This is a genomic window from Streptomyces spiramyceticus, from assembly GCF_028807635.1.
Taxonomy (GTDB): Bacteria; Actinomycetota; Actinomycetes; order Streptomycetales; family Streptomycetaceae; genus Streptomyces; species Streptomyces spiramyceticus.
Map to the genome: position 1 here is coordinate 683,013 of NZ_JARBAX010000002.1, position 25,731 is coordinate 708,743.

The 25,731-nt window shown below is 65.2% G+C and carries 27 protein-coding genes and 5 pseudogenes; 16 read left to right on the top strand and 16 right to left on the bottom strand.

The genetic code is table 11. The features are described from left to right. The first annotated feature begins 93 nt into the window (after positions 1-93). Positions 94-324 carry an acyl carrier protein gene (gene acpP / locus PXH83_RS26585; protein WP_274563722.1) on the top strand — a complete coding sequence of 77 codons (231 nt, stop codon included), beginning with the start codon at positions 94-96 and terminating at the stop codon, positions 322-324. A gap of 197 nt (positions 325-521) precedes the next feature. Here the strand turns inward: acpP and PXH83_RS26590 are convergent, their stop codons facing one another. Continuing rightward, positions 522-1,190 (bottom strand): recombinase family protein, encoded by a 669-nt coding sequence (locus PXH83_RS26590; protein WP_274563723.1) that lies wholly within the window; start codon positions 1,188-1,190, stop codon positions 522-524. 452 nt (positions 1,191-1,642) lie between these two features. On the opposite strand from PXH83_RS26590, the gene PXH83_RS26595 reads away from it, so the two are divergent. Continuing rightward, positions 1,643-2,776, top strand: a complete 1,134-nt coding sequence (locus tag PXH83_RS26595) for a hypothetical protein (RefSeq protein WP_274563725.1) — start codon at positions 1,643-1,645, stop codon at positions 2,774-2,776. Positions 2,777-2,872: 96 nt separating this feature from the next. Here the strand turns inward: PXH83_RS26595 and PXH83_RS26600 are convergent. Next, positions 2,873-3,241: pseudogene (locus PXH83_RS26600) on the bottom strand (transposase); the annotation flags it as partial. A 944-nt stretch (positions 3,242-4,185) separates the two neighbouring features. On the opposite strand from PXH83_RS26600, the gene PXH83_RS26610 reads away from it, so the two are divergent. After that, positions 4,186-5,007 (top strand): SAVMC3_10250 family protein, encoded by an 822-nt coding sequence (locus PXH83_RS26610; protein WP_274563727.1) that lies wholly within the window; start codon positions 4,186-4,188, stop codon positions 5,005-5,007. 355 nt (positions 5,008-5,362) lie between these two features. Next, positions 5,363-5,710: pseudogene (locus tag PXH83_RS32595) on the top strand (IS5 family transposase); the annotation flags it as partial. A 301-nt stretch (positions 5,711-6,011) separates the two neighbouring features. Here PXH83_RS32595 and PXH83_RS26620 read toward each other — a convergent pair. After that, the gene (locus tag PXH83_RS26620) at positions 6,012-6,593 is read right to left on the bottom strand and encodes a DUF6461 domain-containing protein (protein WP_274563729.1); all 582 of its coding nucleotides are present in this window, start codon (positions 6,591-6,593) and stop codon (positions 6,012-6,014) included. Between the two features lie 80 nt (positions 6,594-6,673). Further along, the gene (locus tag PXH83_RS26625; RefSeq protein ID WP_274563730.1) at positions 6,674-7,636 is read right to left on the bottom strand and encodes a NucA/NucB deoxyribonuclease domain-containing protein; all 963 of its coding nucleotides are present in this window, start codon (positions 7,634-7,636) and stop codon (positions 6,674-6,676) included. A 286-nt stretch (positions 7,637-7,922) separates the two neighbouring features. Between PXH83_RS26625 and PXH83_RS26630 the strand changes: the two genes are divergently transcribed. Continuing rightward, a protein-coding gene (locus PXH83_RS26630; protein WP_274565177.1) for an IS5 family transposase occupies positions 7,923-8,722 on the top strand; the annotation gives its coding sequence in 2 pieces (ribosomal slippage) (positions 7,923-8,262 and positions 8,262-8,722; 801 coding nt in all). Here the strand turns inward: PXH83_RS26630 and PXH83_RS26635 are convergent. Beyond that, complete coding sequence (locus PXH83_RS26635; RefSeq protein WP_274563731.1) at positions 8,701-9,126, bottom strand: hypothetical protein; 426 nt, start codon at positions 9,124-9,126, stop codon at positions 8,701-8,703. The genes PXH83_RS26630 and PXH83_RS26635 overlap by 22 nt on opposite strands. Before the next feature lie 470 nt (positions 9,127-9,596). On the opposite strand from PXH83_RS26635, the pseudogene PXH83_RS26640 reads away from it, so the two are divergent. Then, positions 9,597-9,740: pseudogene (locus PXH83_RS26640) on the top strand (IS701 family transposase); the annotation flags it as partial. A gap of 148 nt (positions 9,741-9,888) precedes the next feature. Here the strand turns inward: PXH83_RS26640 and PXH83_RS26645 are convergent. The 3 genes from PXH83_RS26645 to PXH83_RS26655 form a co-directional block, all read right to left on the bottom strand. Then, complete coding sequence (locus tag PXH83_RS26645; protein ID WP_274563732.1) at positions 9,889-11,667, bottom strand: PLP-dependent aminotransferase family protein; 1,779 nt, start codon at positions 11,665-11,667, stop codon at positions 9,889-9,891. 250 nt (positions 11,668-11,917) lie between these two features. Further along, the gene (locus PXH83_RS26650) at positions 11,918-12,835 is read right to left on the bottom strand and encodes a cupin domain-containing protein (RefSeq protein ID WP_274563733.1); all 918 of its coding nucleotides are present in this window, start codon (positions 12,833-12,835) and stop codon (positions 11,918-11,920) included. 1,042 nt (positions 12,836-13,877) lie between these two features. Next, a complete protein-coding gene (locus tag PXH83_RS26655; protein WP_274563734.1) occupies positions 13,878-14,081 on the bottom strand; it encodes a cold-shock protein in 204 nt (67 codons plus the stop codon). Between the two features lie 212 nt (positions 14,082-14,293). Between PXH83_RS26655 and PXH83_RS26660 the strand changes: the two genes are divergently transcribed. Beyond that, a complete protein-coding gene (locus PXH83_RS26660) occupies positions 14,294-14,638 on the top strand; it encodes a YdhR family protein (protein ID WP_274563736.1) in 345 nt (114 codons plus the stop codon). Here PXH83_RS26660 and PXH83_RS26665 read toward each other — a convergent pair. Then, a pseudogene (locus PXH83_RS26665) lies at positions 14,580-14,906 on the bottom strand (transposase); the annotation flags it as partial. The gene PXH83_RS26660 and the pseudogene PXH83_RS26665 sit on opposite strands and share 59 nt — an antisense overlap. Here PXH83_RS26665 and PXH83_RS26670 point away from each other — a divergent pair. Continuing rightward, positions 14,787-15,080 carry a hypothetical protein gene (locus PXH83_RS26670; protein WP_274563737.1) on the top strand — a complete coding sequence of 98 codons (294 nt, stop codon included), beginning with the start codon at positions 14,787-14,789 and terminating at the stop codon, positions 15,078-15,080. The pseudogene PXH83_RS26665 and the gene PXH83_RS26670 sit on opposite strands and share 120 nt — an antisense overlap. 62 nt (positions 15,081-15,142) lie before the next feature. Here PXH83_RS26670 and PXH83_RS32600 read toward each other — a convergent pair whose 3' ends face one another. Beyond that, positions 15,143-15,424, bottom strand: a complete 282-nt coding sequence (locus PXH83_RS32600; protein ID WP_420803251.1) for a histidine phosphatase family protein — start codon at positions 15,422-15,424, stop codon at positions 15,143-15,145. Between PXH83_RS32600 and PXH83_RS26675 the strand changes: the two genes are divergently transcribed. The 3 genes from PXH83_RS26675 to PXH83_RS26685 are packed head-to-tail and all read left to right on the top strand — an operon-like array spanning position 15,350 to position 17,155. Next, positions 15,350-15,508 (top strand): hypothetical protein, encoded by a 159-nt coding sequence (locus PXH83_RS26675; RefSeq protein ID WP_274563738.1) that lies wholly within the window; start codon positions 15,350-15,352, stop codon positions 15,506-15,508. The genes PXH83_RS32600 and PXH83_RS26675 overlap by 75 nt on opposite strands. 57 nt (positions 15,509-15,565) lie before the next feature. Further along, positions 15,566-16,819 (top strand): IS256 family transposase, encoded by a 1,254-nt coding sequence (locus tag PXH83_RS26680; RefSeq protein WP_274563740.1) that lies wholly within the window; start codon positions 15,566-15,568, stop codon positions 16,817-16,819. A 12-nt stretch (positions 16,820-16,831) separates the two neighbouring features. Further along, on the top strand, positions 16,832-17,155 hold the full coding sequence (locus tag PXH83_RS26685) for a hypothetical protein (protein WP_274563742.1): 324 nt from the start codon (positions 16,832-16,834) through the stop codon (positions 17,153-17,155). Here the strand turns inward: PXH83_RS26685 and PXH83_RS26690 are convergent. From PXH83_RS26690 to PXH83_RS26700, 3 genes are all read right to left on the bottom strand, one after another. Beyond that, positions 17,147-17,548, bottom strand: a complete 402-nt coding sequence (locus PXH83_RS26690) for a histidine phosphatase family protein (RefSeq protein WP_274563744.1) — start codon at positions 17,546-17,548, stop codon at positions 17,147-17,149. The two genes, PXH83_RS26685 and PXH83_RS26690, sit on opposite strands and share 9 nt — an antisense overlap. Before the next feature lie 93 nt (positions 17,549-17,641). After that, positions 17,642-17,821, bottom strand: a complete 180-nt coding sequence (locus PXH83_RS26695; protein ID WP_274563745.1) for an ATP-binding domain-containing protein — start codon at positions 17,819-17,821, stop codon at positions 17,642-17,644. A gap of 71 nt (positions 17,822-17,892) precedes the next feature. Beyond that, positions 17,893-18,543 carry a TetR/AcrR family transcriptional regulator gene (locus PXH83_RS26700; protein ID WP_274563746.1) on the bottom strand — a complete coding sequence of 217 codons (651 nt, stop codon included), beginning with the start codon at positions 18,541-18,543 and terminating at the stop codon, positions 17,893-17,895. An 80-nt stretch (positions 18,544-18,623) separates the two neighbouring features. On the opposite strand from PXH83_RS26700, the gene PXH83_RS26705 reads away from it, so the two are divergent. Both PXH83_RS26705 and PXH83_RS26710 read left to right on the top strand, forming a co-directional pair. Next, complete coding sequence (locus PXH83_RS26705; protein WP_274563747.1) at positions 18,624-19,031, top strand: RidA family protein; 408 nt, start codon at positions 18,624-18,626, stop codon at positions 19,029-19,031. 37 nt (positions 19,032-19,068) lie between these two features. Next, positions 19,069-20,006 (top strand): IS5 family transposase gene (locus PXH83_RS26710; RefSeq protein WP_420803252.1). Its coding sequence is split into 2 segments (ribosomal slippage): positions 19,069-19,410 and positions 19,413-20,006, totalling 936 coding nucleotides; the frame shifts between segments, so codons are not numbered across the junction. On the opposite strand, the gene PXH83_RS26715 is transcribed toward PXH83_RS26710, so the two are convergent. The 3 genes from PXH83_RS26715 to PXH83_RS26725 are packed head-to-tail and all read right to left on the bottom strand — an operon-like array spanning position 19,987 to position 23,542. Continuing rightward, positions 19,987-21,252, bottom strand: a complete 1,266-nt coding sequence (locus PXH83_RS26715; protein WP_274563748.1) for a UvrD-helicase domain-containing protein — start codon at positions 21,250-21,252, stop codon at positions 19,987-19,989. The two genes, PXH83_RS26710 and PXH83_RS26715, sit on opposite strands and share 20 nt — an antisense overlap. Then, positions 21,245-22,768, bottom strand: a complete 1,524-nt coding sequence (locus PXH83_RS26720) for an ATP-dependent nuclease (protein WP_274563749.1) — start codon at positions 22,766-22,768, stop codon at positions 21,245-21,247. Before PXH83_RS26720 ends, PXH83_RS26715 begins: the two co-directional genes overlap by 8 nt. Positions 22,769-22,825: 57 nt before the next feature. Beyond that, entirely contained in the window at positions 22,826-23,542 is a 717-nt protein-coding gene (locus PXH83_RS26725; protein WP_274563750.1) for an AAA family ATPase, read from the bottom strand. 137 nt (positions 23,543-23,679) lie between these two features. Between PXH83_RS26725 and PXH83_RS26730 the strand changes: the two genes are divergently transcribed. From PXH83_RS26730 to PXH83_RS26740, 3 genes and pseudogenes are all read left to right on the top strand, one after another. Continuing rightward, positions 23,680-24,117 (top strand): hypothetical protein, encoded by a 438-nt coding sequence (locus PXH83_RS26730; protein ID WP_274563751.1) that lies wholly within the window; start codon positions 23,680-23,682, stop codon positions 24,115-24,117. 405 nt (positions 24,118-24,522) lie between these two features. Continuing rightward, positions 24,523-24,969, top strand: a pseudogene (locus PXH83_RS26735) (IS110 family transposase); the annotation flags it as partial. 167 nt (positions 24,970-25,136) lie between these two features. Continuing rightward, positions 25,137-25,622 carry a transposase gene (locus PXH83_RS26740; protein WP_274563752.1) on the top strand — a complete coding sequence of 162 codons (486 nt, stop codon included), beginning with the start codon at positions 25,137-25,139 and terminating at the stop codon, positions 25,620-25,622. Positions 25,623-25,731 lie beyond the last annotated feature (109 nt).

The following is a 25,731-nucleotide window of genomic DNA, read 5'->3' on the forward strand; positions in this document are numbered from 1 at the left end:
CTTGCGCGGACGCTGGTCGTGTCTGTGACGGTGGTCCGTGCGAGTGCTACTCAGGAACTCCCTGTTCCGGTCCGGGCCATGAGGAGAGTTCGGTTGTCCGACGTCGAAGAGCGCGTGAAGAAGGTCGTCGTTGAACTGTTGCAGTGTGCCCCGGAGGACGTGACGAGGTGGTCGTCGTTCGTCGACCTCGGAGCATCGGAGGATGACATGGAGGACATCTACCCGGCGCTGGAGGAGGAGTTCGACATCGAAATCCCCGATGGCGAGGCCGAGAAGATGACCACGGTGGGGGCCGCCATCGACTACGTCGAGAGCAAGCGTTGACCTAAACGCTCACGCCGGGCTCAGGGGTCCGGTATTCCTCCAGGATTGAACGCCAGGGATTGATCTTGAGGCCGGGTGCTGGCCACGTTGAGCTTGTACCGGCTTGTCGGCAGGCCGGCCCGGGTAGTCGTCGGCCCAGGTGCCGAACGGTCCGGGCCGGCCGGGCGCGGTGGCGCCGAGCCGGTGCGGGCCGGGGATCACCGGGTGCCGCCTTCGAGCTGGGCCGGGATGCGGCTGGTGCGGAGCTCGCGCAGGTCGGGGATGTGGTTGTAGAGGGTGCCCGGGCTGATGCCAAGGAGCTTGGCGATCGAGGTGATCGAGAGCTCGGGGTTGGGCAGCATGTCGCGCGCGGCCTTGATGATGTCCGGGTTGACGACGGTGGGTCGGCCGCCGACCTTGCCGCAGGCGCGGGCTGCTGCGGGGCCCTCGCGGGTGCCGGAGACGATGAGCTCGCGGATGAACTCGGCGAGGGCGGCGAAGACGTGGAAGACGAGCCGGCCACCGGGGGTGGTGGTGTCCAGGCGCTCGTGCAGCGAGGTGAAGCCGATCTCCCGGCGGCGAAGCTCGCTCACCATGTTGATCCGGTCTTGCAGGGACCGGCCGTAGCGGTCGAGGGCGGGGACCACCAGGGTGTCGCCGCGCTGGAGGGAGGCGTGGCATGCCTTCAGCTCCGGGCGGAGGTCGTTCTTGCCGGACCTCTTGTCGGCGAAGATCCGCCGGCAGCCGACCTGGTTGAGGGCGTCGATCTGGCGGTCGAGCTTCTGTCCGTCGGTGGACACCCGGGCGTATCCGATGTGGATCTCGGGCCGGACTGCGGGCTCGGCGACCAGGAGTTCGAACTGGTCGGGCTCAAGTGGCGTGCTCACGCCCGGAATTCTCTCAGAAAAGGGTGATCGAGGGTTGTTGAACCGCCCTGGTTTTTGACGGAGTTTTTGAAGGCTCTGAGGGTCCTTCGGCGGTTGCTCCCGCGGTCTTCAGCAAACGATGGTTTGTTGAAGATCTTGGCTGCCGATTGGAAGGTCGCGAGCTCCACGGCCCGCCTGCCGAAGCCCGGACCGATGCTCGCTGCCTCGACTCTCTTCTGAGGTGCCACCGACTGCAGGGCGTGACAGGTCGGTACGGGCGAGCCTGGGGCGGAAGGCTGCCACCGTCGCATAAAGTATGCATACGGACTCAATGCGTGACGGAGCCTGCCGTCTGTGCGATCCGCCACCTCTCAGGCCCGTTCCGCTTCCGCATCCGGCGGCGGGTCGCGTGACGGGCCCGCAGCCGGATGTGCGGCGCCCGGGATTCGCGTGCCAATGAAAGGAGAGAGGGAATGACCTCGACAGAGAAAACCCCGAGGCCGAAGTCGGCGGAGGAAGAACTGCAACTGGAGTACTTCAGACCCACCATCGGCAAGGTCTACCGGCTGGTCTGCCAGTTCTCGGGCGCTGCCGCAAAGCCCTACTTCAACGGTGGTATCTGCTCTGTTCAGAAGGAGGCTGCGGAGTTCGTTTTCCACTGCACCGACCCGAACAGCGACAGGTTCATGATGGCGATGGTCAACGCGACGAGCTGGGTCGCCCGTCCCAGTGGCATGTTGCGCATCTCCGCTGGGACCGCGTTCGCCACCCATTGGGAGAATGCCCAGTGGGAGAGTCCGAAGACGTTCACGTGGCAGCTGGAGAAGGTCGAGGGGGAGAAGTTCCGAATGTGGAACCTCGACGAGGCGAAATATCTCTATTGGAAACAGGGCCGTAACTTGGGGGGCGGGTTCACTGAGGAATTGGCGTCGACAGACAAGAGGAGACCTGATGGCAGCGACATCTTCGCTCTCGAAGAGGTGAGATCGTTCGAGGAGGTTGTCAAGATCTCCCAGGTGAAGCCTCCCCGGCTGGAATCCCCGGCTCTGACGAACTACAACAAGCCCCCCGAGTACGAGCCGCAGCCGAACGCCCTGGCGGGCGAGGTGGCCATTCCCTGGTTCGTCGTCGCAAAAGACGGCGGCCAAACTGACGATTGGCGTGCGGCCAACACCCCCTATTACATTATGCGTCGCTACTCCAGGTGGCATAACGTCGCGTGGACCATCATTCCTGCAGGTACGAGCAGGAAGCATCAGTGGTCGACCACCGAAGGCGTCACCACGGAAGACGCCAAGGAAATCGACGAGAACATGAACGTGAGTGTCACAGCCGAGGCAGGATTCGCCTTCAAGGGCCTCAGTGCCAGTGTCAGCACGACCGTGTCCCACGGTCTCAGTGTCAAGACCAGCACGCGGACCACGAAGTCCTACACCAAGTCGGTTGGCGGGGAGGAAGTGATGACCGCCAAAGACACCGACCGGGCAGTTGCGGACTGGTACCAGCAAGACGTGTATCGGCTCTTCCGAACCGAGGGCCAGGAGATCCGCCAGTTCCCCGTCACGCTGCCGGGCACCAAAATCTCCCGGTCATACTCCAGCAAGTAACCGCACGTTGCCGGGCCGGTAGAACGAGTCGCGTGGACTGCGAGCGCTCGTTGGCCGGCCGGCGCGGCGATGACATCGGCCTGCGCTGGTCGCTGCCCAGCGTCGGGGGATGACTTTGAATCCTTTGACGCCGGGGTCGCGTTGGACGACTTCGACGTCGATGCCGAGGCGGGCGCCGTGGTCGATGGCTTTGGTGCGGTAGCCGGTGTCGGCCCACGCTTTGGGCACGCGGGGGTTGGTGGCGGCGATGTGGGACATCAGGTGCATGCCGCCGACGTTGTCGGACACGCTGGCCGCGGTGACCCAGACGGCCAGGAGCAGGCCGAGGGTGTCCACCCCGATGTGGCGCTTGCGGCCTGCGATTTTCTTGCCGGCGTCAATGCCCTGGCCGGCCGCGGGCACGTTCGCGGAGGTCTTGACGCTCTGCGCGTCCAGCACGCAGGCACTTGGCTCGCCGTAGCGGCCTGATGTGCTCGTCGCGGGACAGAAAGGGCCGCATAGTATTGCGGGATCGGGCGCCCCATACTTGCTGATCTCCACCCAGGGAGCCCGTCGCTTCGACGACCTGTTCGGCGCGCGGGACGTGGCCCAGTTGGGTATTGCCTCGTAGCCTAGGTAGTTACTCGCTGAGACGTCTTCGCGCCGGAGAAGGCGCCGGCACAACCAACTCTGTTCGCAGCCTTCCATTCGTGGGGCATCGAAGCGGCGCTCGAATCAATGAGGATCGAAGTGGGCGTGGCTGGGCCACGCCAGTGCCGTAGACAGGGCGAGCCGAGGGCTGCGTTCCCGGAGGCGGCCGTCCGCAGCAGCAGCCTCGGTGCGGTTTACGTTCTCGGAGCCGGCCAACAGGCGCGCACGGTATCGGCGAGCGCGACATACGGGGGCAGGCCGACGCCCCCAGTGATCGGTCTATTCAGCATCGCAGTGGCATAATGCCAGGTGTGGCGCCAAGGGCGTGGCCGGGGTTCTCTCGGTGCCCGGAACGCCGCTTTGGGCGGATGCTGAGCGGGCAGGCACAAGATGTCACCCAGCTGATTCCGCTACTCGGCGCCGTTGCCCGCATCCGTGGCGCGCGTGGGTGTCCTCGAAATCGTCTCCGACGCTTGTTAGCTGGCCACGGCTGCGACTTCGATAAGTATCCTCGCCTGCTCCGTAGCCGAGGGATCGCCCTGAAGATCGCTCGCCATGGAGTCCGGCACGACTCTGGCCTGGGCATGACCGGTTGGGTGGTTGAGCGCGCCTTCCGCCTGGCTCCACGAGTTCAAACGCCTGCGCATCCGCTACGAGATACGCGCCTGCGCTGTTTGAACTCGCCTGCTCCAGCGTGTGTTTGAGGCGACTACGCACGGCATGATGAAACGATCAGTAGGCTCGCGATGCTGCTGATCGGTTCGAGTTGCGGGGGTCGGATGCGGGACCTGCTCTACTTTTCACGAGAGAAACTCCGGCATTTCCACGGTGGCCCAGAGGGTTTTCTCGGAGGCCGCTCCCTCGAACTCGAGACCACGGCGTTCGGCGTCGGGGGCCGCTTGGCGGTCGGCGAGTCCGGCTCGGCCGGTGCCGGAGAGCCCGAGGGCCCGGATCTGGAAAGGGCCATCGCGTACCTCGAGAAGACGTGCACGGCGCACACGGCGGTCCCGGCCTCGTGTCGTTCCGTCGGAGCGTATGAGTGGGTGGAGTTCTTGGGCCCGTTCTACCGAGGACCCCGCGTCCGGGACTGGGGCCTGCACGACAAGGGTGTGTACACCTTCACCTCGCACGAGAACCCATTGCTGTGCCCCCAGTTCACAGGAGAATCCGCATGTTCGGGCGTCGATGTGCTGCTGTGCGGTTCCGCACAGCACGTCATCGGAGAGGACGACCAACCCCGTAACCGGATGGGGTCCGGTTCGGACTGGCTGCACGACATGGCTGCCGAGTTGGTGGCCTTGGAGGAGCGCGGTGAGACGACTCTCCCCGAATCCCTCGTGCGCACTCCGCGTGGGATGCAGCAGTACGCGGCCAGAGTGGCCCACGACATGATGGTCTCCTGGCGACAAGGACCCGTTCACGTGCATGGCCATGCCCGCGTTCTGTGCAACTTCGAAGCCGTGGACGGGCAGCACCGACTGATGGTGGCGAGTCCGTTGTACGTCGAGACCGCCCCGCCTCCGCGGGAGGGGGCCCTGGTTCCGCAACCCACGGGGCGCCGATGGCCCTGGAAGTTCCGGGTCTACCCGCCAGCACGTTAACTCGGGGCCCTGTGCGGACCAACCGGCGGCCGTGCGGGGCAAGAACGGCCAAGTAGGGGTAATACATGAGGAGCCCCGCCGGCAAGTTCGACGCTGTTGGCGAGTCTGCCCTCTGGGTTCTATTCAGCGGGCCGCAGGGCTGACACAGGCGCGAGGTGGGCCGAAGCGGGGCCGTGACGGCGCTTGGCTGGCCCCTGCTAAGCGGCTACGGCGAAGTCCGGTACTGATCCCTCTCCGCGTCCAAGCTCGCGACCAGACTGAACAGCGAAGGGTCAGCAGTGCACTTCACCACAGCCGCTTAGGACTTGTCCGGGCGATCATGTGACTGCCTCGTGCCCGGGTCGTTGTTCCGGGCATGGGGCGGGGTGATCTGAGCGATGCGGAGTGGGAACGGCTGCGCCCGTTCCTGCCGGTCAGTAACGGGCGTTGTGGCCGGTGGCGGGATCACCGTCAGGTGATCGACGGGATTCTGCACCGGGTGCGGACCGGGGTCCAATGGCGGGACCTGCCTGAGCGGTTCGGGCCGTGGAAGACGGTCTATGAACGCCATCGGCTGTGGTCAGCCGATGGAACATGGGAGCAACTGCTTCAGCAGGTGCAGGCGGCAGCTGATGCCGCGGGAGAGATCGACTGGGACATTGCGGTGGACTCCACCACCGTTCGCGCGCATCAGCATGCGGCCGGCGCCCGCACCGAGCCCCCGCCCGCACCCGCCTCAAAGGGGGCCGAAGTCCCAGAACATCAGGGCGAGTCCGCTTGGCAGAGCCTGGTCGCCCGCCTGGTGGAGGTGGTGCGGGAAGTGAGGGCCTGAGCCGCTCGCGCGGCGGGTTCACCAGCAAGCTCCACCTGAGTGCGGACGGCCGCTGCCGCCCGCTGTCCCTGATCGTCACCGCGGGACAGTGGGCGGACTGCACCCAGTTCAAAGCCGTGCTGGAGAAGATCCGCGTCCCGCGCATCGGTCCGGGCAGGCCCCGCAAGAAGCCCACCAGCGACGATCCACTTCTTCATCGAGCGATGCCGGAGAGCCAGACTCCATCCAGGTCGAGGGCGGGGAGTTCTAGCCCTGTCGCTGCGTGGATGGCTCGAGGCGCGAGTTCATCGTGTGGGATAGGCGGGTTGGCAATGTCCGCGTACGGGCCTTCTGATGGGAAGCCTGCCTCGTTGAGCGCTTCTGCGAGCTGTTCCCCCGTAGTGCCCCAACGGCGGCCGGTGTGCATGTCCAGGCCGCACCATGTCTCGCCGGTGTCGACGCACATCATCTTCGCGTCCTCGTCATTCTCGAAGAAGAACACCGATCGCTGGCCTGGATGGCGGAGCTGCTCGAGGATGTGCCGGTCACAGCAGATGAACCCGGTCAGGCCGAACGTTTCGACGACTAGCGTCCATGCCGGGCTGACACGGCTGGCGACGAGCAGGATGCCGTCGTCTTCGACACCTTCATCGTCGGCTTCCCGGAGTGCGGCAAGCGGGTCGGCGACCTGCTGGATGCTGCTGGTGCCGATGGCATGCAGGGCGTTTTGAGGCTGGAGTGGGGTGAAGGTGTAGGACCATCCGCCGAAGTATGCGGTGAGCGTGCCTATGTCCACGCGGGTCCTTCCAGGAATGAGAACGGCGCTACCCCGATCAGCTGGGGTAGCGCCGTCATTCTTGCAGGTCGGACCAGCGTTTAGAAGTTGACGATCTGCACGTAGAAACGATCGTTGTAGTCCGCAGGAAGCGTGTCGTCCCACGCGAGGATGCGGTGGTTCCGCATGTAGACCATCAGAGTCTGCCCAGCGGACCCGTTCTGCGACCCGTTGACCGCACGGACGGAGAAGTCCCAGTCAGGGTTGGCGGCGCCTTCCAGGGTGGTGCGGAACGGGTACTCGTCGCACTCCTCACCGTTGGCCGTGTCAGGCCGAAGCGACAGCGGAAGCCCGGTGCTGGAGTAGTCGCCGGTCGAGGTGCAGGCAGCGTCCTTGTGCGAGGTGTTCGCGTTCAGCTCGTCCAGGTGGAAGTCCTTGTGGATCCGGTGCAGACCAGGAGCCATATAGTCCATCAGGTACTCGCCCGGGAACTTCTTCGCTGTCGTGCTGGTCGGATAGGTGCTGTCCGGATTGTTCTGGGTGATGTAGATGTGGTCGGCGACTTCCTTGTGGGGGGAGTCCGGTGCGGTCGAGTACATCATCCGCGGGATGGTCTCCAGGAACACGCAGCCTTCGGGCCAGTCCGGGTAGATGTAGTAGGCGGAGTCGCAGCGGATGATTCGCTTGGCTGCCGAGGCCTTGTTGATGGTCTGGTATTCGCCGGTGTCGGTGTAGATCTGCACGTGCGACTGGTGGGCGGCCTGCTTGTCGCGTCCGTAGCCCTGGGTGGCGTCGCTGTTGATGTTCCAGTAGTACCAGGTGTCGATGCTGTCCCAGTTCTCCCACGTCAGCGTGATAGGAGGCTGGGTTGCTGAGCAGCCGGATCCAGTGCCGAAGCAGTTACCAACAACGGTCAGGTCGATACCGGGAGCGGTCCAGATGTCGTCGTACAGACCCCACTGGTAGTCGACGGAGCCGGGTTCCATCTTGGCGAAGATCCGCATGGAGCGGGCAGTGTTGTACTGCTGCTGGAAGAACTTCATCTTGCCGGTCGTGGTGCCCACGTGCTCCCGGTGGCTGATTGGTGCTGATCTTGTAGTAGTCGACGGTGATCGTCATGCGGGAGCAGGAGGAGAAGCGGTCGATCACAGCGTCGAAGTCCGCGGTGCCGCCGAAGCAGGCTGTCTCCAGTGCGGCCGGCGGGACTGTTCCGACGGGGTAGCCGACAGTGCTCTCGTTCAGGTCGTACAGTGCCGTCGGGCTCATGGTGATCTTGTCGCCGCTGCTGGTGGTCGCAGTCTTGAGGTCATCTCATTTGGGTTGTTGAGTAGTCTGTCGGTCGTGGTGGGGATCGTTGAGCGGCTGGTGCCGGATGAGTTGTGGGAGCTGTTCCAGCGGGTGGTGCCGGAGGCGCCCACGCGGCCTCAGGGCGGCGGCCGACGCCGGCATGGTGACCGGGATGTGCTGGCTGCGATCGTGTTCGTGGCCACGTCGGGCTGCACGTGGCAGCAGTTGCCGTCCGCGTCGTTCGGGCCGTCCGGGGCCACGGCCCACCGGCGCTTCTCTGAGTGGACGAAGGCCCGGGTGTGGGCCAAGCTCCACCGCCTGGTTCTCGACGAACTCGGCTCCCGAGGGGAGTTGGACTGGTCCCGCTGCGCGATCGACTCGGTGAACATGCGGGCCGTGAAAAGGGGGACCTGACAGGTCCGAATCCTGTGGACCGGGGCAAGTACGGGTCGAAGATCCACTTGATCACCGAGCGGACCGGTCTGCCCCTCTCTGTCGGAATCTCGGGGGCGAACCTGCATGACAGCCAAGCCCTGATCCCCCTGGTGAAGGGCATACCGCCGATCCGCTCCCGCCGCGGACGCCGACGGCGCAAGCCGGACAAGCTGCACGCCGACAAGGGCTACGACTACTCCCACCTGCGGCGATGGTTACGCGGGCGCGGCATCACCCACCGCATCGCCCGCAAAGGAATCGAGACCTCGCAGCGATTAGGGCGCCACCGCTGGACCATCGAGCGCACCATGGCCTGGCTCGCCGGCTGCCGACGACTCCACCGACGCTACGAACGCAAAGCCGAGCACTTCCTCGCCTTCACGAGCATCGCCTGCACCCTCATCTGCTACCGCAGACTCGCCAAATGAGATGACTTCTTAGCGGCGCGCCCGAAGTCCTTGTACGGATGATCCTTGGCCTGCTGGTTGCGCTCGTTCGCGAGTTTGTACGCGTCGCCGAGGGTGAGAGCTTTGCCGTCCTTCGCTTTGCGTTCTGATGGCTGTTTGCTGTCCTGCTTCGGGGGCTCGGGAGCTTTGCCGTCCTTGCTGGCTTTGACGCGTTCGCGTGCTTGGTCGATCTGCTCTTGGGTGATGTTGACTTTCAGCCTGATGGTGGTGTCTGCGGTGGTCGCGTACTGCGGCTGGATGTCTCGTGTTTGCGCAACTTGGCTGGTGGTGTCCTGTTTGGTGTCGTCTTGCTGGAGTGGAAGTACGCCGGCGAGTGCCGCTGCTGCGGCGATGGCGGCTATGCCAGGCAGGAGTTTGATACGCACGAATCCCCTTCAATCGAACGCGTGTACATGTCACGCGTGAAGAGGGGAACCTACCGCACCAATCTGATCTTGAACAGCTCGTTGGGGACGACGAAGCCCCGCCTGGACGGAGACGGGGCAACGGCGGTGCGGTGGTCAGTTGCGGATACAGACCGGGCTGATACAGATGCTCCACCAGACGCTGCCGCTCTCGGGAACGCTGCGTGCCTTCGGACGCTTCGGCGAGACTGGCGGAGCGTGCTGTTCTTCCCGCTCAAGCCTCCGGCGTGCCCACTCGAGCGTTTTGGCCGGGGTGTCCGGGTCGGCTTCGAGTTCCTGGAGCCTACGTACGGCCAGTACTCCAGTTGCAGTTTGCTATTGCCGCTGGTCAGGGGCGTCTTTCTGAGTGTATTCAGCTGACGTGCCGTCATGTGGTGGTTGTTCGTGACCGGCGTCGGGTGATCGCTGTTGTACTGATCATGCAAGATGATGTGCAGCCTGATGTGTGGGCGGGCGAGCTGGAAGAGGTGCTGCTGCGGGTTGGTCACCGGTTCGGCCGGGCCGATCTGCGGCGGCGGATGCGCGCGTATGTGCATGGGTTGCTGGGTCCGGTCGGACGGAAAAACAGCTGGCAGCGAAGCGGAACCGCTTGTAGCGCGGGTTCGATTTCCGTCATCCGCTCCACGCGAAAGCCCCAGGTCATGAACCCGGGGCTTTGTTGTTGTCCGAAGAGTGCCGGGCTCCCCGGGGAAATCTCCGGGGAGCGTTCAACGGCGTCGGGGCCTACTCCATACCGCGTCCGCTGATGGGGACAGCACCCAGGGAGACGACCCCCTCGGCGAGCTTCACCGCGGGGAGGGCGGCCAGCAGGGCCTCCGGGCTGCTCGCGGCGAGAGTCGGCGGCGAGACGAAGGCGTCGTTCGTCTGGAGGTCGAAGATCAGCTCGTCGATCTCCTTGCGCGTGGTCGACGGCATGACGAACGCATGGACGTGATCGCCGACCTCGGACATCGACCACTTGGCGAGGAGGCGCGGATTGGGACGACGGAAGCGGACACTGAACGATCCGGGTGTCCGGGCGACCTCCAGAGACGGCTTGATGTTCAGCTCCTTCAGCCGTCGCTCCATGTACTCCGCCAGCTCCATGCCGATGCGACAGCGCTCGACCTGATCGGTGTAGGAGAGCTGGGCGAGGTGATTCCACATCACCAGCGGCGAGAACCCGTTGCGCGAACCGGCGAAGGTGGTGTCCTTGGAACCGATGACCGGCACCTCCGCGGGAGGCGCCATCTGGTACTTGACCTTGGTCATGTAGATGCTGCATGGCCAGGGGACGCCAGGCCATTTGTGGCCGCTCATCGAGATGGACGAGACCATGTCCACGCTCTTGCCGCTCTTCGACTTCAACCGGAGGCCGAAGTCGAACTCCGGCAGCTCGACCTCGGGGGTCCAGCCGAAGGCGTCCGGCTTCGCCGACGCCATCCGGATGAAGGGGCCGTATCCCGCGCCGAGAGCTCCGTCCACGTGGATCCAGAAGCGGCGGCGCTTCACGGTCTGCCCGGGGCCGTACGTCAGCTCGTGCTCGAGGTGTTTGGGCTCGAAGATCGGCAGCAGCTGCCGGCAGATCTCCTCGACACTGTCGTGCGCGCCCTTGAAGGTGCTGCCGTAGTTGAGGCTGACCAGGATCGGGTGCCCCTTACCCACGAAGAACGTGACCAGCTTGACGAGCTTGTCGATGTCGACTTCGCCGTCGGCGTTGGAGGGGACCCCTTCCCGGCAACTGTCCCAGCCGCCCTCGATGGGGCAGTCGTAGTCGAACTTCTTCGCTGCGGCGTAGACGTTGTAGATGCCTAGGACCCGCATCCCCTTACCGAAGGAGTAATGCGTGTCCTGCGAGTAGAAGGCGACGGGGACGAAGAACTTCTCCTCCTGTGTATAAGGCGCGGGCTCCACGTAGGTGAGCGTGTTCCCTCGATCGCCAGTGGTCTTGAGGAGCGCTTTGCCCGCGAGGTAGTCGCGGGCGTTCCACATGGCGTAGAGGTTCGCCTCGGTGGAGCCCATCGACGTCATGTAGCCCCAGTACGACTCGCCGTCCCTGGGATCGTGCGGCCACTTCGCGTTCCACAGGGAGGCGTAGTAGTCCAGCACGGCGCGTTCGGCGACCCGCGTGTTCGGCTTGTAGCCGCCACGGTCGAACGGATCGCCCATGTTGTTGATGTGGCAGTCCAGGAACCGGGAAAGATCCAGCCGGGTGCCGTCCGTGTCCTGGTTGAACTGGTAGCCCAGCATGTGGTCACGCTTGTAGATCAGGTACTTCTCCATGGCGTCCAGAGCCTTGCGGCGCTGGACGTCGGTGATGGCGTGACCCCCGATCTGGAAGTCGCGGGCATCGATGCCCGGCTCCTTCGGATAGACGTTGGCGGGGTTCTTGAGCGGTCCACTGACCTGGCTGGCCTGGCCGTCGGTGAGTCCCTGGCTCTTCAGGATTTCGTGCCAGGTCTCATGGTCGGGTCCGAACGGGAAGTCCGCGACAGTTCCGGGACTGGTCTCTTCGACCGTCATGCTGCACTCTCCCAACATCAGCTCAGGTGCGGCGACCGCACCCGCCGGTCAGCCTGACCACCAAACGGCTCGAATATGACGCTGACACGTTTGAGGAGTGCCGCATTCCCCCGGTCGGTCGAACGTGCCCCGGCAACCGCGCCCCGACGGTCGACTCGGATGCTGCCGAGGCGGGCCGGCGGGGCGAGTCCCCCCACAGCTGATCCCGGTGCTCGAACGCCTCCCGCGCCGGCGTCCTGCGCTTATGCGTCTATTGGATCGGGGTCTTCGCGAGGACTTCGCGGAGCACGGGCCAGGAGAGGTCCGAGTACGTCGTGAACTTCCGCTCGTCGTGCGGTTCCTTCTCGTGGATGTAGTGGAACACCTCACGGGTGAGGTCGGCGCCCTCGTACGCGTCCAGGTGCACCTCCTTCTCGTTGAGGTACACGTGGAAACTGGCGCCGAAGTCAGCACTGTTGTTCATGAGGCCGTCTTCGCTCATGCCATTGCCGTCCATCGGGCAGAAGACCTTGTGCACGGCGTACGTTTCACGGGTAAGCCACGCACACTGACCCGGCGTCAGGGTGACCAGCCCGCGCTTCTCGGCGTCCCACCTCAGCGCACCGTACGACATGACGTCGAGCTGCCCGGCCAGGCAGTAGACGATGCCCGTGGTGTTGCCGTGCGAGTGCATCGGTGAGTAGTGCTGCGCCGGCCAGATCTCCAGCACCACTGGTGAGCCGTATCTCGCGTTCTCGTCGAAGTACGGCTCCGCGACCCCGTGGTCCCTCGCCAGGTCGTCATACTTGCCCTTGCCGGTGCAGGCCACGCGGATGTACGGGGGGTGGCTGCGGTCGCCGTTCTCGCCGTAAACCTTGTCGTGCAGGATCTGCCGAAGCAGCCGGGGCTGAGTGTCCGTGGTGGGCTCGAGATGCCAGCGGACGGCCTGGATCTCCCAGGCCGAAAGCCGGAGGTTGGCGGCCTTGTGGGCCAAGTCCATGACGGCCGGGGGCACCATGAGCTGGCGGACGTACTCGTCAAACGAGGACGGCTGGGAGATGACGAGCGCCGGTTCGATCCGTTCGGCCTGAATGCGTAGCCGCCGCTCTTCCTCCTTCGTGATGTGGAAGGGCGGCTGGGGCGTCGTCCCGGCCGAGGTCGCCGTGGTGACGGGGCGTGCTTGAGTCATGGCCGAATCCTCCCGGTCGCCATAACCTGAGGTGCCCAATGTGACTGATACGAGCGGCTTCGCACGGGCCCTTCCCGTCGTCGCTGAAACGATCCGCCGGCGTCTCGGACGGTCCTGTGGCAGACCTCGAACGAGTGACGGCGTGAGCCACGTGCGGAGGGGTACTACAGAGTGGTGTCCCCGGTACGACGGACTGACCCTGGAAATGTCGTCGGCCCAACAACGAGGCGGCGTCGAAGATGTCGCTGACCAGGCGTTCGTGTTGCGCGCACCAAGACCACGGTCCGGCGGCTGCCCGACGGCACATCCGTCGAGGTCACGAGCCCTCGAACGAGCATCATCAACCTGCTGACGACGGTCCGGGCGTTCTACCTGGATCTGGCCCAGTGGGCTCTGGAAGAGCCGGGCCGCTGGGGCCCGTGGGTCGCCCCGTGTCCGGTCAAGGAGGCCGAGATCTCCCAGAGCAAGCACGTCACCCGGCGCAAAGCTCGCATGGACCAGCGGACCCGGGAGCGGCTTCCAGTCCTTCCCGCCCTGGTCAGGACTGCGGCCGACGAGCTCAGGAGGCGACTTCCCGGGCGACCGAGCCGTCAAGCAGCCGCCCTGAGAGTTCCGCACAGCCCCGAACTACCGAAACGGCTCGGACGGCGTCAGGCGAACGGCCCCCGACACCAACCAATCAAGTTCGCTGGTGCACTTGGCCTTCCGCTCCCGTCGGTCGGAGCGCGCGTTGTCACGTGAGCCCGAGCGATGCGAGCGTGCGGCCGACGCGGTCCTGGCAATCCGGCCCATCAGGGCCTCGAACGCGTCCCGCCAACGGGCGGGATCTATACTGTGACCTGCGGCCACCGTCTCTTCGTCAGTCCACACAACTCACGATGATCAACGGTGGCCGGACCTGTGTCCGCACAGGCCCTGACCAGCGAGATCACGATCTACAGCTTGACTACTGGCTAGTGTGCTGTGACCGGAAACGTTCACCAAGGTGTCGGCCGTGGTTAATCACCGGTCTGTCACCTGGCCTCTTCGGTCATGTTCGGCTTCAAATGACACGGACATTCGTCGCCTGCAGGCCCTGCGCGCCTCGCCCCACGTCGAATTCGACTCGCTGGTTCTCTTCGAGGGACCTGTAGCCGCCCGACTGGATCTCGGAGTAGTGGACGTAGATGTCACTACCGCCGTCCTCGGGCGTGATAAACCCGAACCCCTTGTCCGCGTTGAAGAACTTCACTTTGCCTTCAGCCATGGTCGTCTCTCCCAACTGGCCAGCGCACGAGCGCGCCGATATGACAGTCGTAGACCTACCCGCTGACACAGCGTCGGAAGAAGGGGCCACCCGAACGGTGGAATCAGGTGCCTGCCCGCCGGCCCCCGCCAGCACGGCCGACACCCCGGTGAACGTGTCCGGTCACAGCACTAGACTCGAATTAGGGGCATCTCAAGGACGGAGGTGACTCCATGCCCGCCATCCTCTTCGTCCGGATCACATCCGGACTCGATGCGCAGGAGTTCGAGCGGCGCCTGCTGGAGCGGCGGCCCCGCTTCCGTGACGTACCCGGTCTCCTGCAGAAGGTCTACGGCCGCGACAGCACAACCGGCGACGTGTGCGGCATCTACTTCGTCGAGAGCCAGGAGGCGCTCGACGCGTTCCGGGAGACCGAGCTTGCCCGCACCATCCCCGCCGCGTACGAAGCGGTCGAGGTCCGCCGCGAGGTGTACGAGGTGCTCTATTCGCTGCGGCCCGACGGCCGGCCGTACCGGAGTACTGCCGTTGCACCCCGGCCGAGGTGGTGCCCTTCTTGAGAAACCCCGTCTCGTCGATCACGAGGACGCCGTCGTCCTCGCCGAGCCGCTCGGCGACGTATGCCTGCACATCGTCACGGACCTCGTCCGCGTCCCACCGGGCCCGGTTCAGGAGGTTCTGCAATCCATGAGGTGTGCTGTGACCTGCATGTTCGGCAAGCTGCCAGCTGTTTTTCCGTTCGACCGGACCCAGCAACCCATGCACATACGCGCGCATCCGCCGCCGCAGATCGGCCCGGCCGAACCGGTGACCAACCCGCAGCAGCACCTCTTCCAGCTCGCCCGCCCACACATCAGGCTGCACATCATCTTGCATGATCAGTACAACAGCGATCACCCGACGCCGGTCACGAACAACCACCACATGACGGCACGTCAGCTGAATACACTCAGAAAGACGCCCCTGACCAGCGGCAATAGCAAACTGCAACTGGAGTACTAGATGACTGTCTGGGGCAGTCCCTTGGCCGCGTCAGACTGGCTGAACCGAGCGAACTGGCCGTACTACAGCGGTTGGCCTGCCGGACCGCTGTCCCGCGGCTCATCACCAGCGGGTCCGATTGGCAGACCGGCCCACGACAGGACTCGCCAGGTGCCGTCGGAAGCGCGGTCGGCTATCACGACACCTGTGTTGTCCAACTCGCGACGCTTCACGTCTTCGGCGGTGACGTTGACTGCGCGAGCCGCGAGCCAGACCCGGATCGCCACTCCGTGACTGACCATCACCACTGCCTCAGCGCCGCTTCGTACAGCCTCGTCGACGACGCCGTCGAAGCGTTCCAGCACCTCCAGGCCGCTTTCGCCGGAGCAATGCTCAAGACCTGTGGATCGGCCCCGGGTTGGACGCGAAGGGCGTACCTTCCCGGGTGATCGATTGACTGGAATCGAGTAGGCCGACGTTGGCCCGTCGGCTGGGAAGGTACGCCCATGCTCACGGTAGTCACCGAGGACGGCTCGACGCGAGGCGGGTCCCTGATCGACGAGATCGTCCGGGAGGGCGCCAGGCGGATGCTGGCCGCCGCGCTGGAGGCCGAAGTTGACGCCTACATAGCCGAGTTGGCCGAGGAGAAGGACGAGCGCGGGCGGCGGCTCGTGGTCCGCAACGGACACCACCAGCCCCGGAACGTGACCACCGCGGCCGGGACGGTCGAGGTCAAGGCTCCACGCGTTAACGATAAGCGCATCGACGAGGAGACGGGCGAGCGCAAGCGGTTCTCCTCGGCGATCCTGCCGCCCTGGGCAAGGAAGTCCCCGAAGATCAGCGAGGTGTTGCCGCTTCTCTACCTGCACGGCCTGTCCAGCGGCGACTTCGTGCCCGCGCTCGAGCAGTTCCTCGGCTCCTCCGCCGGCCTTTCCCCGCCCACCGTGACCCGGCTGACCACCCAGTGGCAGGCCGACCACAAGGCGTTCGGCGAGCGCGACCTGTCCGCCACGGACTACGTCTACGTCTGGGCCGACGGCATCCACCTGCGCATACGCCTGGAAGAGGCCAAGGCCGCCGTCCTGGTTGTGATGGGCGTGCGCGCGGACGGCACCAAGGAACTGATCGCCATGACCGACGGCTACCGGGAATCCGCGGAGTCCTGGGCGAACCTGCTGCGGGATGCCGCCCGGCGGGGCATGCGCGCTCCCGTCCTCGCTGTCGGCGACGGCGCCCTCGGCTTCTGGAATGCGCTTCACGAGGCCTTCCCCGAAACCCGTCACCAAAGGTGTTGGGTTCACAAGACGGCCAACGTCCTCGACAGCCTGCCCAAGTCGGCCCAGCCCGCGGCGAAGAAGGCCATCCAGGACATCTACAACGCCGAGGACAAGGAGCACGCGGCCAGGGCGGTCAAGGCGTTCGAGAAGCAGTACAAGGCGAAGTTCCCCAAGGCCGTCAAGAAGATCACGGATGATGAGGCCGAGCTGCTGGCCTTCTACGACTTCCCCGCCGAGCACTGGATCCATCTGCGGACCACGAACCCGATCGAGTCAACCTTCGCGACCGTGCGGCTGCGGACGAAGGTCACCAAGGGTGCCGGCTCCCGCGCGGCCGCCCTGGCGATGGTGTTCAAGCTCGTCGAGTCCGCCCAGGCACGATGGCGGGCCGTCAACGCACCCCACCTCGTCGCCCTGGTGAGGGCCGGAGCCCGCTTCGAACGCGGCGAGCTCCTCGAACGCCCCGAGACGCTCGCGGCATAAGGTCAGGCCACCATGACCGACTACGACACCTACGGCACCAGCACACACACCGCGAGTGAACTGGTCCGCCTCGTCACCGGCCACCTCGATGTGGTCTTCACCGAGCGCGAAAGTGACTACCTGGGCGTCTACCACCTCGCCCAGGGCACTTACGGACGCATCGAGATCCAGCCGAACGCCATCCCCGGCGATGACGGCCAGGACGACCTCTACACCCCGGAACACCCGGCGGTCCGGGTCCTCTTGCTCACCAACACCCCGGCCCCAGAGCCCACCCTGCACACCCGCCTGGGCACCATCCAAGGTCTCGTGCACCTGGGCCGCGAATCATGGTGAGCCGCTGCTGACCCACAACTCTTGACAATTACTCCTTTCGCCGTCGGGCACGCGCGTTGCTGGAGCGGTGGGCCAGCCGAAAACGAGGTCCAGGAACGCGGTGTGGGAGGCGTGGTCGCTCGCACCCTCCCAGCGGCCGGCGGAGACTTCACGGATTCCGTCGCGGACAAGTATTTGCAGCCCGCGGGTTTCTGCGAGTGGAGTGGCTGTGAGCTGGGTGCGTTGGTGTATGGATGCGTAGAGGGCACCGATCTTTTCGTCGGCGATGGCGACGGGAAGGGCTGTGGCCTGTTGCTGGCCAAGGCGGGTCAGACCGGGGCCGGGGAGGGTTGTGTGCATGGTGTAGGCGACATTGGCGGTGGTCTGGCCGTGGCGGATCAGAATCAGACGCATGGGCTCCATGGTCGCGTCTGCCTGGCGATTCGGGCAGATGGCCACGTTTTCAAGAGCGAGCCAGCACGGGCCCCGGCGCTACTCGAGAGCGCTTCAGATGAGGGCCAGCGTGTTGAGGCGCGCACGCGTGAGTGCCACGTAGAGGGCACGGTGGTCTGCCTCCGTAGGGTCGAGGCCGAGCCCCAGGGCCGAGATGTCTGCGCTGCTCAGCTTTATGGCCACCGTGTTCCACTCTCGACCTTTGGACTGGTGGCATGTGAGGCCGGGAACCAACTGGGCATCTCCGAGCCTGAGCTGTAGGCGGGTCAGTGCGAGGACGGGCTTGCGTGCGTAGCGTTGTGCAGCTAGGGCCTGTCTCTCCGATCACGAGAGTTGGGCCGGGCCGGGGTTGGCTGGCCCCAGCCGTGCTCAACCGACTGGCGGCATCGGGCGGGTTCGTCTCCTGCGCCGGTGAACAGTGCGGTCAGCATGGGTGCGCCGTGAGCAAGGGTCTGGTGCGGCAGGGGGCCTGTGGCGACGAGGGATGCGAGTCCGTGGCCGATAGTCCAGCTCTGTGTTGCCAGTTCCAGCGGGTCGACCTCGTCGCGGAAGCGGCCGCTCGCCTTGGCCCGCTCGATGGCCTCGACGAGACGGTGCAGGGTTTCGTCCGCGGCGCCGGAGTCTTCGAGGTCGAAGCCCGCGTCGAACATGACGCGGTAGAGGTCAGGGTTTTCCAGGGCGTTGGCCAGGTAGGCGGCGCCCAGGGCGGCGAGGTCTCGTACCGGGTCCGCGGACATCTTGACGGCTGCGAGTTGGGTGGCCAGGCGTGTGAAGCCTTCTTGTCGCAGTGCCTTCCAGAGGCCGTCCATGCCGCCGAAGTAGGTGTAGACGGCCATCGTTGATACGCCGGTTCCGGCGACCAGGGTGCGCAGTGTGACCGGTTGCCTCGTCCGCAGCATCTGTGCGGCCCGCTCGAGGAGCAGGGAGCGGACCGCTGGATCTTTCGTCCTTGCCATGGTTTCACAATACATAGCGTCGTTATGCTTTGATGGGTGCTGATCTTGCTGCTCCTGACGCCACGAGGAAGAGGTCGTTCATGTCTGTGACGCTGCTCAATCCCGAGGGATTGCCGAAGCCCGAGGTCTACCGGCAGCTGTCGGTCGCCACCGGATCGAAGCTGGTGTTCCTCGCGGGGCAGGTCGCCCGCGACGCCGACGGCCAGCCCGTGGGCCAAGGGGACTTCGCCGCTCAGGTCGAGCAGTGCTATCTCAACATCGGCACCGCTCTGGCCGCGATCGGCGGCTCCTTCGATGACGTGGCGAAGCTGACCATCTACGTCGTCGACTGGAGTCCCGAGAAGATGCCGCTGCTGGGTGAGGGTGTGGGCCGGGCGGCAGCGAAACTGGGCGTCGATCCGGTCAAGCCGATCACCCTGCTGGGCGTCGCGGCGCTGGGGGAACCGGACCTCCTGGTCGAGGTCGAAGCCACCGCGGTCATCGAATAGCCGTAGCACTGCGAGCAGGGAGACTCTGGGGCTGACCATGCTGAGTCGGGGGGATCTGACGGACGGCGAGTGGGCGCTGCTGGAGCCGCTTTTGCCGGTGGGCAACAACCGGTGCGGCCGTTGGCGCGATCACCGGCAGGTGATCAACGGGATCATCCACCGGCTGGGCACCGGGGTGCAGTGGCGGGAACTGCCCGAACGCTTCGGCCCGTGGAAGACCGTCCACAAGCGGCACTTGCTGTGGTCGGCCGACGGCACCTGGGAGAGGCTCCTGCGGCACGTTCAGTCGGAAGCCGACGCCGAAGGCGGCATCGACTGGAACATCAACGTCGACTCCACCGTCGCGCGTGCTCACCAGCACGCCGCAGGAGCACCTCGGACTCCGCCGCCCCCGCCGAGCCCTTCAAAAGGGGGACGCCGAAGGCCAGTGCGGCGGCTGTCGCCCATGGTGATGCCGCACGGCCTCCTGGAGGGGGCGGCGCCCCGGGCGAAGCTCTCGGCCGGTCCCGCGGCGGCCTGACCACCAAGATTCACATCGCCGCGGAGGGCCACTGCCGCCCGCTGTCTCTACTGATCACGCCGGGACAACGGGCGGACTGCACACAGTTCGAGCGGGTCATGGACAAGATCCATGTCCCGCGCGCGGGACGAGGCCGTCCCCGCCGCACGCCGGACAGCGTGAGCGCCGACAAGGCATACAGCAATCGCAAGATCCGCGCCTACCTCCGCAAACGCGGTATCCGGCACGCGATCCCGGAGAAGAGGGACCACAAGGCCGCCCGCCTGCGCAGGGGTTCACGCGGCGGACGGCCCCCGGGCTTCGACAAAGACCGGTACAGAGATCGCAACACGGTCGAGCGGGCAATCAACAAGCTGAAACAGTTCCGGGCCGTAGCTACCCGCTATGACAAGCGCGGATATGTCTATCTCGGCACTGTCACCGCTGCCGCACTCCTCATCTGGCTCCGATCATGATCGGAGAGACAGGACCTAGCGCCGGTACGAGATCGGCCAGCCCGTCTGAAAGGATCTCCCATACTTGCCGAGATGGGGTGCCCTCTTTCAGGTGAGATACGGCATCCTGCAGGCAGGCGTGGAGAGTTGTCGCTAGATTCTCCTTTTCGAGACCCAGCGTGGCCAAAGCGTCGTGCAGAAACACTGCCTGCAAGCCGAGCGCATGCTGGGTGATCTCGTTGAGAAGCAGTGTGCATATCGCTTCTTGGGCTTGTCCTACGCCAGGCTTGATGGCGAGGGGGAGTACGTGTGCATCGGCGCCCCAAAGTGCCTGCCATCTATGTGCAATGACTACATCGGCGTCCTGAGCGTTGCCGGGGGGCAGTTGCGCTGGCAGCCGCCTGCGCAGCTTGCTCGTTAGAGACGCCTGCTTGTCGCTTCCCCACCGGAATGATTTGTCCAGGTGGTGTGTGGTGAAGCTGTTCTCGCTGATGTATGTCGTCATTGCCGCGGGACGTGCGCCTCTGAACTCGTAGAGGGCTTGCCAGGGGTCCCCGACCAGAGTGAGTGACCTGCACCCTGACGCGGCCAGCGAGAAGATGTCCCTGTCCAAGTCGTTGGCGTCGAATACCTCGTCCACTGTCAATGATCGTATGGTGCCCTCGAAGTAGGAGGTTAATGCTTCCCTTGCCTCGCCGGTTGCAAGGGCGCCTTGCAGGACTTCCCGTACGTTGTCGTGCGTGCATCTGCCCTCAGAGATCGCTTTCTTGAAGTCCAGGACGGAGGGGTGGCCAGCGGACTGAGATTCGTCAACGGTTCTGATGACGACCTGTCCGTTGTCGACCCTCAGAACGGGCCTTATGCGCCCGGGCTTCGCGGAGAGGGCCGTTCGCCACGTGTCCAGGACTTCGAGATCGGTGTGACCGCCTGGCCACCGGAGGACGCCCTCTTGAAGGAGGTGGAAGAGAAGGTCACACAGCAGGGTGTCCAGGGTCACGATGCGGTGCGGCCAGGTCACTGATGACGGGCCCCAGTACCGGATGACGCGGGTCCGTAGTTCCTCGGTGGCTGACCGTGTGAAGCTGACGGCTACGACGGCCCGCCGGTCGGTGCTGGCGGAAAAGCGGTGCAGTCCGAACCGCAAGGCCGAGACCGTGGTCTTTCCCGAGCCAGGCGCTGCTTCCACGTATACGAGGCCGTGCGGACTGCCGCTGGCCATGAGCTGTCGTGGCGTCAGGCCGTTGACCCCCGCGCTGGGCTCAGACATTGCTCTGTGCTCCCGGCCATTGCCCCGGTATCGGTACTCGTGCGGTGGCCCAGTCCCCAGGACCGAAGCCCACCGCGTGGTCCTGCTGCGTCGGACGCGCGACGAGTAGATCGTGCCAGTCCAGTGCCTCCTCCGCATCGGCGATTGCTGGCTCGGGCTCTGCCTCCGTCGGGTCGGGTTCGTGCTCCTGCCAGAAGGCCGGTTCGTCGAGATCGTCCCAGTGGAAAGGCTCCGGGGTCTCGTCCCAGATGTTGTCCGGCGCAAGCCAGGCGGGCGGTTCCGTGACGGCCTCGTCGGCCGCGGGATCGGTGGCAACGGATTCCGAGGCAGCGGGGTAGAGGAAGTCGAAGAGATTCCTGAGGTGGTCGGGTATGCGGATAGACGCGAGGCCGTCAGCAAACTCACGGTCGGTGTCGGTGGCGTCGCGCAGCAGGGCGGCCAGGGTCAGGGCGAACTCAGCCTTGCGCCGTGCGCCTCGCCCTTCCTTGACCCCTTCATCTCCGTCCTTGCCCACCCGCCGACTGCCGAAGTAGGCGCGAACGCTCTCGACGGTGACTTCGGCCAGTGGGTGCTCGGGGTCGACCGATTGTTGGGCAGCTGCGATCAGGTGCTCGTTGCCCGGAGTGATCGCCGGTTCCAGCGTGGGGTGACTGATGAAGGCTTGGACGATCGATGCATCGTGCTCGGCGAGCCACTTGGGCGCATCGCGCGCGCTGTCGAAGGGCATGTCGCTGTCGCTGTCGCGCAGGATGGCCAGCTTCGTGCACAGCTCTGCCCCCTGTGTCGCCAGGAGACGGACAGCCCATTGACCGACCTTGGTGCCCATGGGGACGATGCTCAGGGCATCGATGAAGGCTTGCTTTGATTCGTCGTCTGCGGCCCAGGCCCGGCCGAATTCTCTGACCACGGCGCCTTCTGTCACCCCCTCGACCAGGAGCAGGCGTTCAGCGAAGAGTGCTGATGAACGGCTTGCGTCGAGGTGCAGTCTGGCCATGCGCAGCGTGGCCTCGCGATGTTGGTGCGGGACGACGTCTTTCACGCTCCGACTGATGCTTCCCTGGTGTGTGCGGCGTACGACCACGAGTTCCTCCGGGTCGCAGGCGGTGATGATGTCGGTCGCATGACTGGAGAGGATCACTTGCAACTCAGGTCGCGACTTGACGGTCCTGCGCAGGTAGCGGACCAGCGAGTGCTGCAGCTGGGGGTGGAGGTGCGCTTCGGGCTTCTCGATGACGACCGTTGCGTGGAAGGGGGCCGTGGAGAAGAAGGAGTCTTCCTCCGATGCTGCTTCGGCTTGGGCTTGGACCAGGTTCTCGAATGCTTGCTGGGCCTGCTCCTCCTCAGAGAGGGGCTCCCCGTCTCCGAGCCCTTGGGGCGGATTCGTCGTTTCGACGGGCGCTTCGGTGGAATCGGGTATCGCTGCCAATGTCACGGCGATATGCAGCAGGTTCACATATCCCAGCCCGGAGACCTCCAGAGGACGGGCCTCGGAGCGGCCTTCGATGACGGCGAGCATGATTTCCAGGACGCGCGCAAGATAGGTGTCGTCGATGACTTGGCCACGGATGTAGGGCTACTGAGGACTTACTCCGGCGGACAGCCTGCCCAAGTGTTCGCCGATTCGTGCTTCCACGGCGTCGATCAGGCTGTCTTTGGCAAGGTCCTCCAGCAGCCGGGAGGCGCGGGCCCGTAGAGCCACCAGGTTGCGGCTGCCGTGGAGTTCCTGCTGTCGCGCCCGCAGCAGCTCGACCAGGATGCGTGCCTCGCGTCGGGCCAGTTCGTCCAGCGGATGCCGCCAGGCGGGCAGATAGATCAGTTTGAACTTGTCCAGCTTCGGGGCAATCCCGTGGTTGTTGGCCAGCCGGGAGGTGACCGTTCCCAGTTGTCGGTGCAGGGAGACACTCCAGGATTCAGCCTCTCCACCAAGGCGCCGGTGGCCCGTAGTGTGAAGCTCGCGGCCAAGCCGCCCTTCCGCTTCGAGGGCGTTTCCCAGTGCATAGGTGATGTCGATGCTGCGCTCCACGCCAGTATCAGGGGGTGCCAGTACAGCTGAAGTCGGCCGCGGCAGCACAGGGAACCGGGTTCCGGGGTGGGCGAGGTAGAGCGCGTCTGTGAGTGTCGTCTTGCCGGCGCCGTTCGCACCGATCAGCACACTGAATCTGCCGGGAAGGTCGCAGCTCATGGGAGTCTCTGCGCTCGCGCGCAGACCGCTCACCGCAACTCGGCTCAGATGCATGGCAGATCCCCCGATCAGATAGGTCACTCTGTGAACATCATCGCTCAGCGACATGCATATGCAGGCCCCTTTTGATCGTTGCGAAACGTTCCGCGGCGTTTCGGCACTCGCATGCGGCGAGGCTGTCGGGTTCGTCGTGCTGGAAGCTAACCGCAGGATTCTTGATCAGGGTTCGGCGGCACACTGACGGTATGACTCCGTGGGGGACGCTCCTTGCGACCGTTACCAGTGCGGCCATCGCCCTGCTGGGGCAGTACTTGGCCAAGCGCAGCGAAGCGCCCGCGAAGACCACAGAGCTGCTGATGAACGCGTGCGTTCACGTAACGTCGTCGAGCAGTGACTTACTCAACCGGGTCTGGGAGGAGCACGTACTGCACCTCGAAGGCCGGGTTCGTGAGTGGGATCTGGCAGGGCACCGCCTGGCTACCGCACAAATACAGATCCTTTCCCAGGACGCGAGGCTCGTCGCGGCGCTACACGAGGTCAACGATGCGGGCCAGGCTCTTGGTTCTTACTGGCGACGCGGCAGCGTGGACGAAGTTGAATATCAAACCCGCCGCGACCGGTATCGGAAGGCGGTACGCCAGTTCACCGAGCACAGTGGCCGCGCGATCCGTAGCCATGCCTGACTTGTGTGTCCTGCGATGAGGTGAACCCGGAACCCTGAACGCGCCGCTTGCCTTCGTGCACTGTTGTGGTCGGCTGGGATCAGGTTCGGGGTGTTGCGTGAGGGGCATTGAGCATGTTCTTCGACCCTTGAGCGGGGGTGAGGTGAGGGGCGGGAGGATGGGCGCGTGCTGTCCCGGGTCCGGGGTCTGACTCATGACACCTTTGACCGAAGTGTCTAAATCACGCAGCGTCGGCCGTTGGCCGGGGATGGTGCGTTGTCGGTGCCGGGCCGGCGGGGCGTGTCCCGATAGGGGCCTGCCGATCGTTGTGGCGTCCTCACGATTCTGACCGCCCGACGCGGCCCGGTACCGGCAACGCGACGCGCCATCGGACCGGAAAGGGGAACGGGCATGCCCAGATCGACCATGTCCAGTACGTCGCCTGCTCCAAAGACCCGCCGTCGTCGCCCTGTGGGGGAGGCGGTGCTGGGAGTGGACACGCACCGGGACGCGCATGTGGCTGCGGTGCTCTCCGTGACGGGGACAGTGCTCGCCACCGACGAGTTCCCGGCCACCGCAGCCGGGTACCGGGATCTGCTGAAGTGGGCCAGGAATTCGGGAGCCGTGAGGCGGGCCGGGGTGGAGGGGACCGGCTCCTTTGGGGCGTCCCTGTCGCGCTATCTGCTGGCCCAGGGCATAGACGTGTTTGACGTGAATCGGATGGACGGGGCAGATCGCCGTCTGCGCGGCAAATCGGATCCGCTCGATGCCCAGAACGCGGCGCGAGCCGTATTGAGCGGGCGGGCCCGCGCCAGGGCCAAAGCGGGCGACGGGCCGGTGCAGATCGCGAGAATGTACAAACTCACGAAGGTGTCGGCCGTCAAAGCCCGCACCCAGGCCATCAACCAGCTCAAGTCCGTCCTCGTTACTGCTGAGCCCGCCTTGCGGGAAGAGCTGGCCGGACTGGGCAATGCCGAACTCTTCCGTACCTGTGCGCGGTTCGCCGACGTGAGCGGTCACGAGGGGTCGGTGAGGAGTCGGTGCTGCAGGCCACTCGGATCACGCTGGGTCTGCTGGCTTGCCGGATCGGCCAGCTCTCCGAGCAGATCCGGGATGTGGACGCTCGTCTGGTCCGGCTCGTGGAATGTCATGCCCCGAGGCTGCTTGAGGTGGTGGGGATCGGTCCGGACACGGCCGTCGCTTTGCTGACCACGGTGGGGGACAACCCGGAACGCCTGGACAGTGAGGCGTCCTTCGCTGCGCTGTGCGGGGTCAGTCCTGTCGAGCGTTCCTCGGGGCGCCGGCAGTACCGTCGCCTCAACCGTGGTGGCGATCGTCAGGCAAATGCCGCGCTCCATCGCATCGTGTTCACCCGTCTGCGGGTCGACCCGCGCACTCAGGACTACTACGAGCGTCGGATCAAGGAGGGTAAGACCCGTCGCGAAATCATCCGATGCCTCAAGCGCTATGCCGCCCGGGAGGTCTTCCACCTGGTCGGACAGCTACAGCCGGTACCCCGCTCATAGGGGCTGTGCGATGCAGAACCCCCGCTGGCTGGGCCCAGCCGGGGGTTCTGTCGCGTGCTGGGTCGGGGCTGGCCAGGTGGCCTCTCCGGACCGGCCGGGTGGCGGTGTC

Excerpts from the sequence above, each read along its gene's own strand:
- PXH83_RS26725 (WP_274563750.1), bottom strand. The coding sequence starts at position 23,542 with ATGTCGCTGAGCGATGATGTTCACAGAGTGACCTATCTGATCGGGGGA.
- PXH83_RS26685 (WP_274563742.1), top strand. The coding sequence starts at position 16,832 with ATGACCGACTACGACACCTACGGCACCAGCACACACACCGCGAGTGAA.
- PXH83_RS26700 (WP_274563746.1), bottom strand. The coding sequence starts at position 18,543 with ATGGCAAGGACGAAAGATCCAGCGGTCCGCTCCCTGCTCCTCGAGCGG.
- PXH83_RS26705 (WP_274563747.1), top strand. The coding sequence starts at position 18,624 with ATGTCTGTGACGCTGCTCAATCCCGAGGGATTGCCGAAGCCCGAGGTC.
- PXH83_RS26680 (WP_274563740.1), top strand. The coding sequence starts at position 15,566 with ATGCTCACGGTAGTCACCGAGGACGGCTCGACGCGAGGCGGGTCCCTG.
- PXH83_RS26645 (WP_274563732.1), bottom strand. The coding sequence starts at position 11,667 with ATGACGGTCGAAGAGACCAGTCCCGGAACTGTCGCGGACTTCCCGTTC.
- PXH83_RS26690 (WP_274563744.1), bottom strand. The coding sequence starts at position 17,548 with ATGCGTCTGATTCTGATCCGCCACGGCCAGACCACCGCCAATGTCGCC.
- PXH83_RS26720 (WP_274563749.1), bottom strand. The coding sequence starts at position 22,768 with ATGCTCGCCGTCATCGAAGGCCGCTCCGAGGCCCGTCCTCTGGAGGTC.
- PXH83_RS26655 (WP_274563734.1), bottom strand. The coding sequence starts at position 14,081 with ATGGCTGAAGGCAAAGTGAAGTTCTTCAACGCGGACAAGGGGTTCGGG.
- PXH83_RS26730 (WP_274563751.1), top strand. The coding sequence starts at position 23,680 with ATGACTCCGTGGGGGACGCTCCTTGCGACCGTTACCAGTGCGGCCATC.
- PXH83_RS26660 (WP_274563736.1), top strand. The coding sequence starts at position 14,294 with ATGCCCGCCATCCTCTTCGTCCGGATCACATCCGGACTCGATGCGCAG.
- PXH83_RS26650 (WP_274563733.1), bottom strand. The coding sequence starts at position 12,835 with ATGACTCAAGCACGCCCCGTCACCACGGCGACCTCGGCCGGGACGACG.
- PXH83_RS26610 (WP_274563727.1), top strand. The coding sequence starts at position 4,186 with ATGCGGGACCTGCTCTACTTTTCACGAGAGAAACTCCGGCATTTCCAC.
- PXH83_RS26715 (WP_274563748.1), bottom strand. The coding sequence starts at position 21,252 with ATGTCTGAGCCCAGCGCGGGGGTCAACGGCCTGACGCCACGACAGCTC.
- PXH83_RS26670 (WP_274563737.1), top strand. The coding sequence starts at position 14,787 with ATGTTCGGCAAGCTGCCAGCTGTTTTTCCGTTCGACCGGACCCAGCAA.
- PXH83_RS26595 (WP_274563725.1), top strand. The coding sequence starts at position 1,643 with ATGACCTCGACAGAGAAAACCCCGAGGCCGAAGTCGGCGGAGGAAGAA.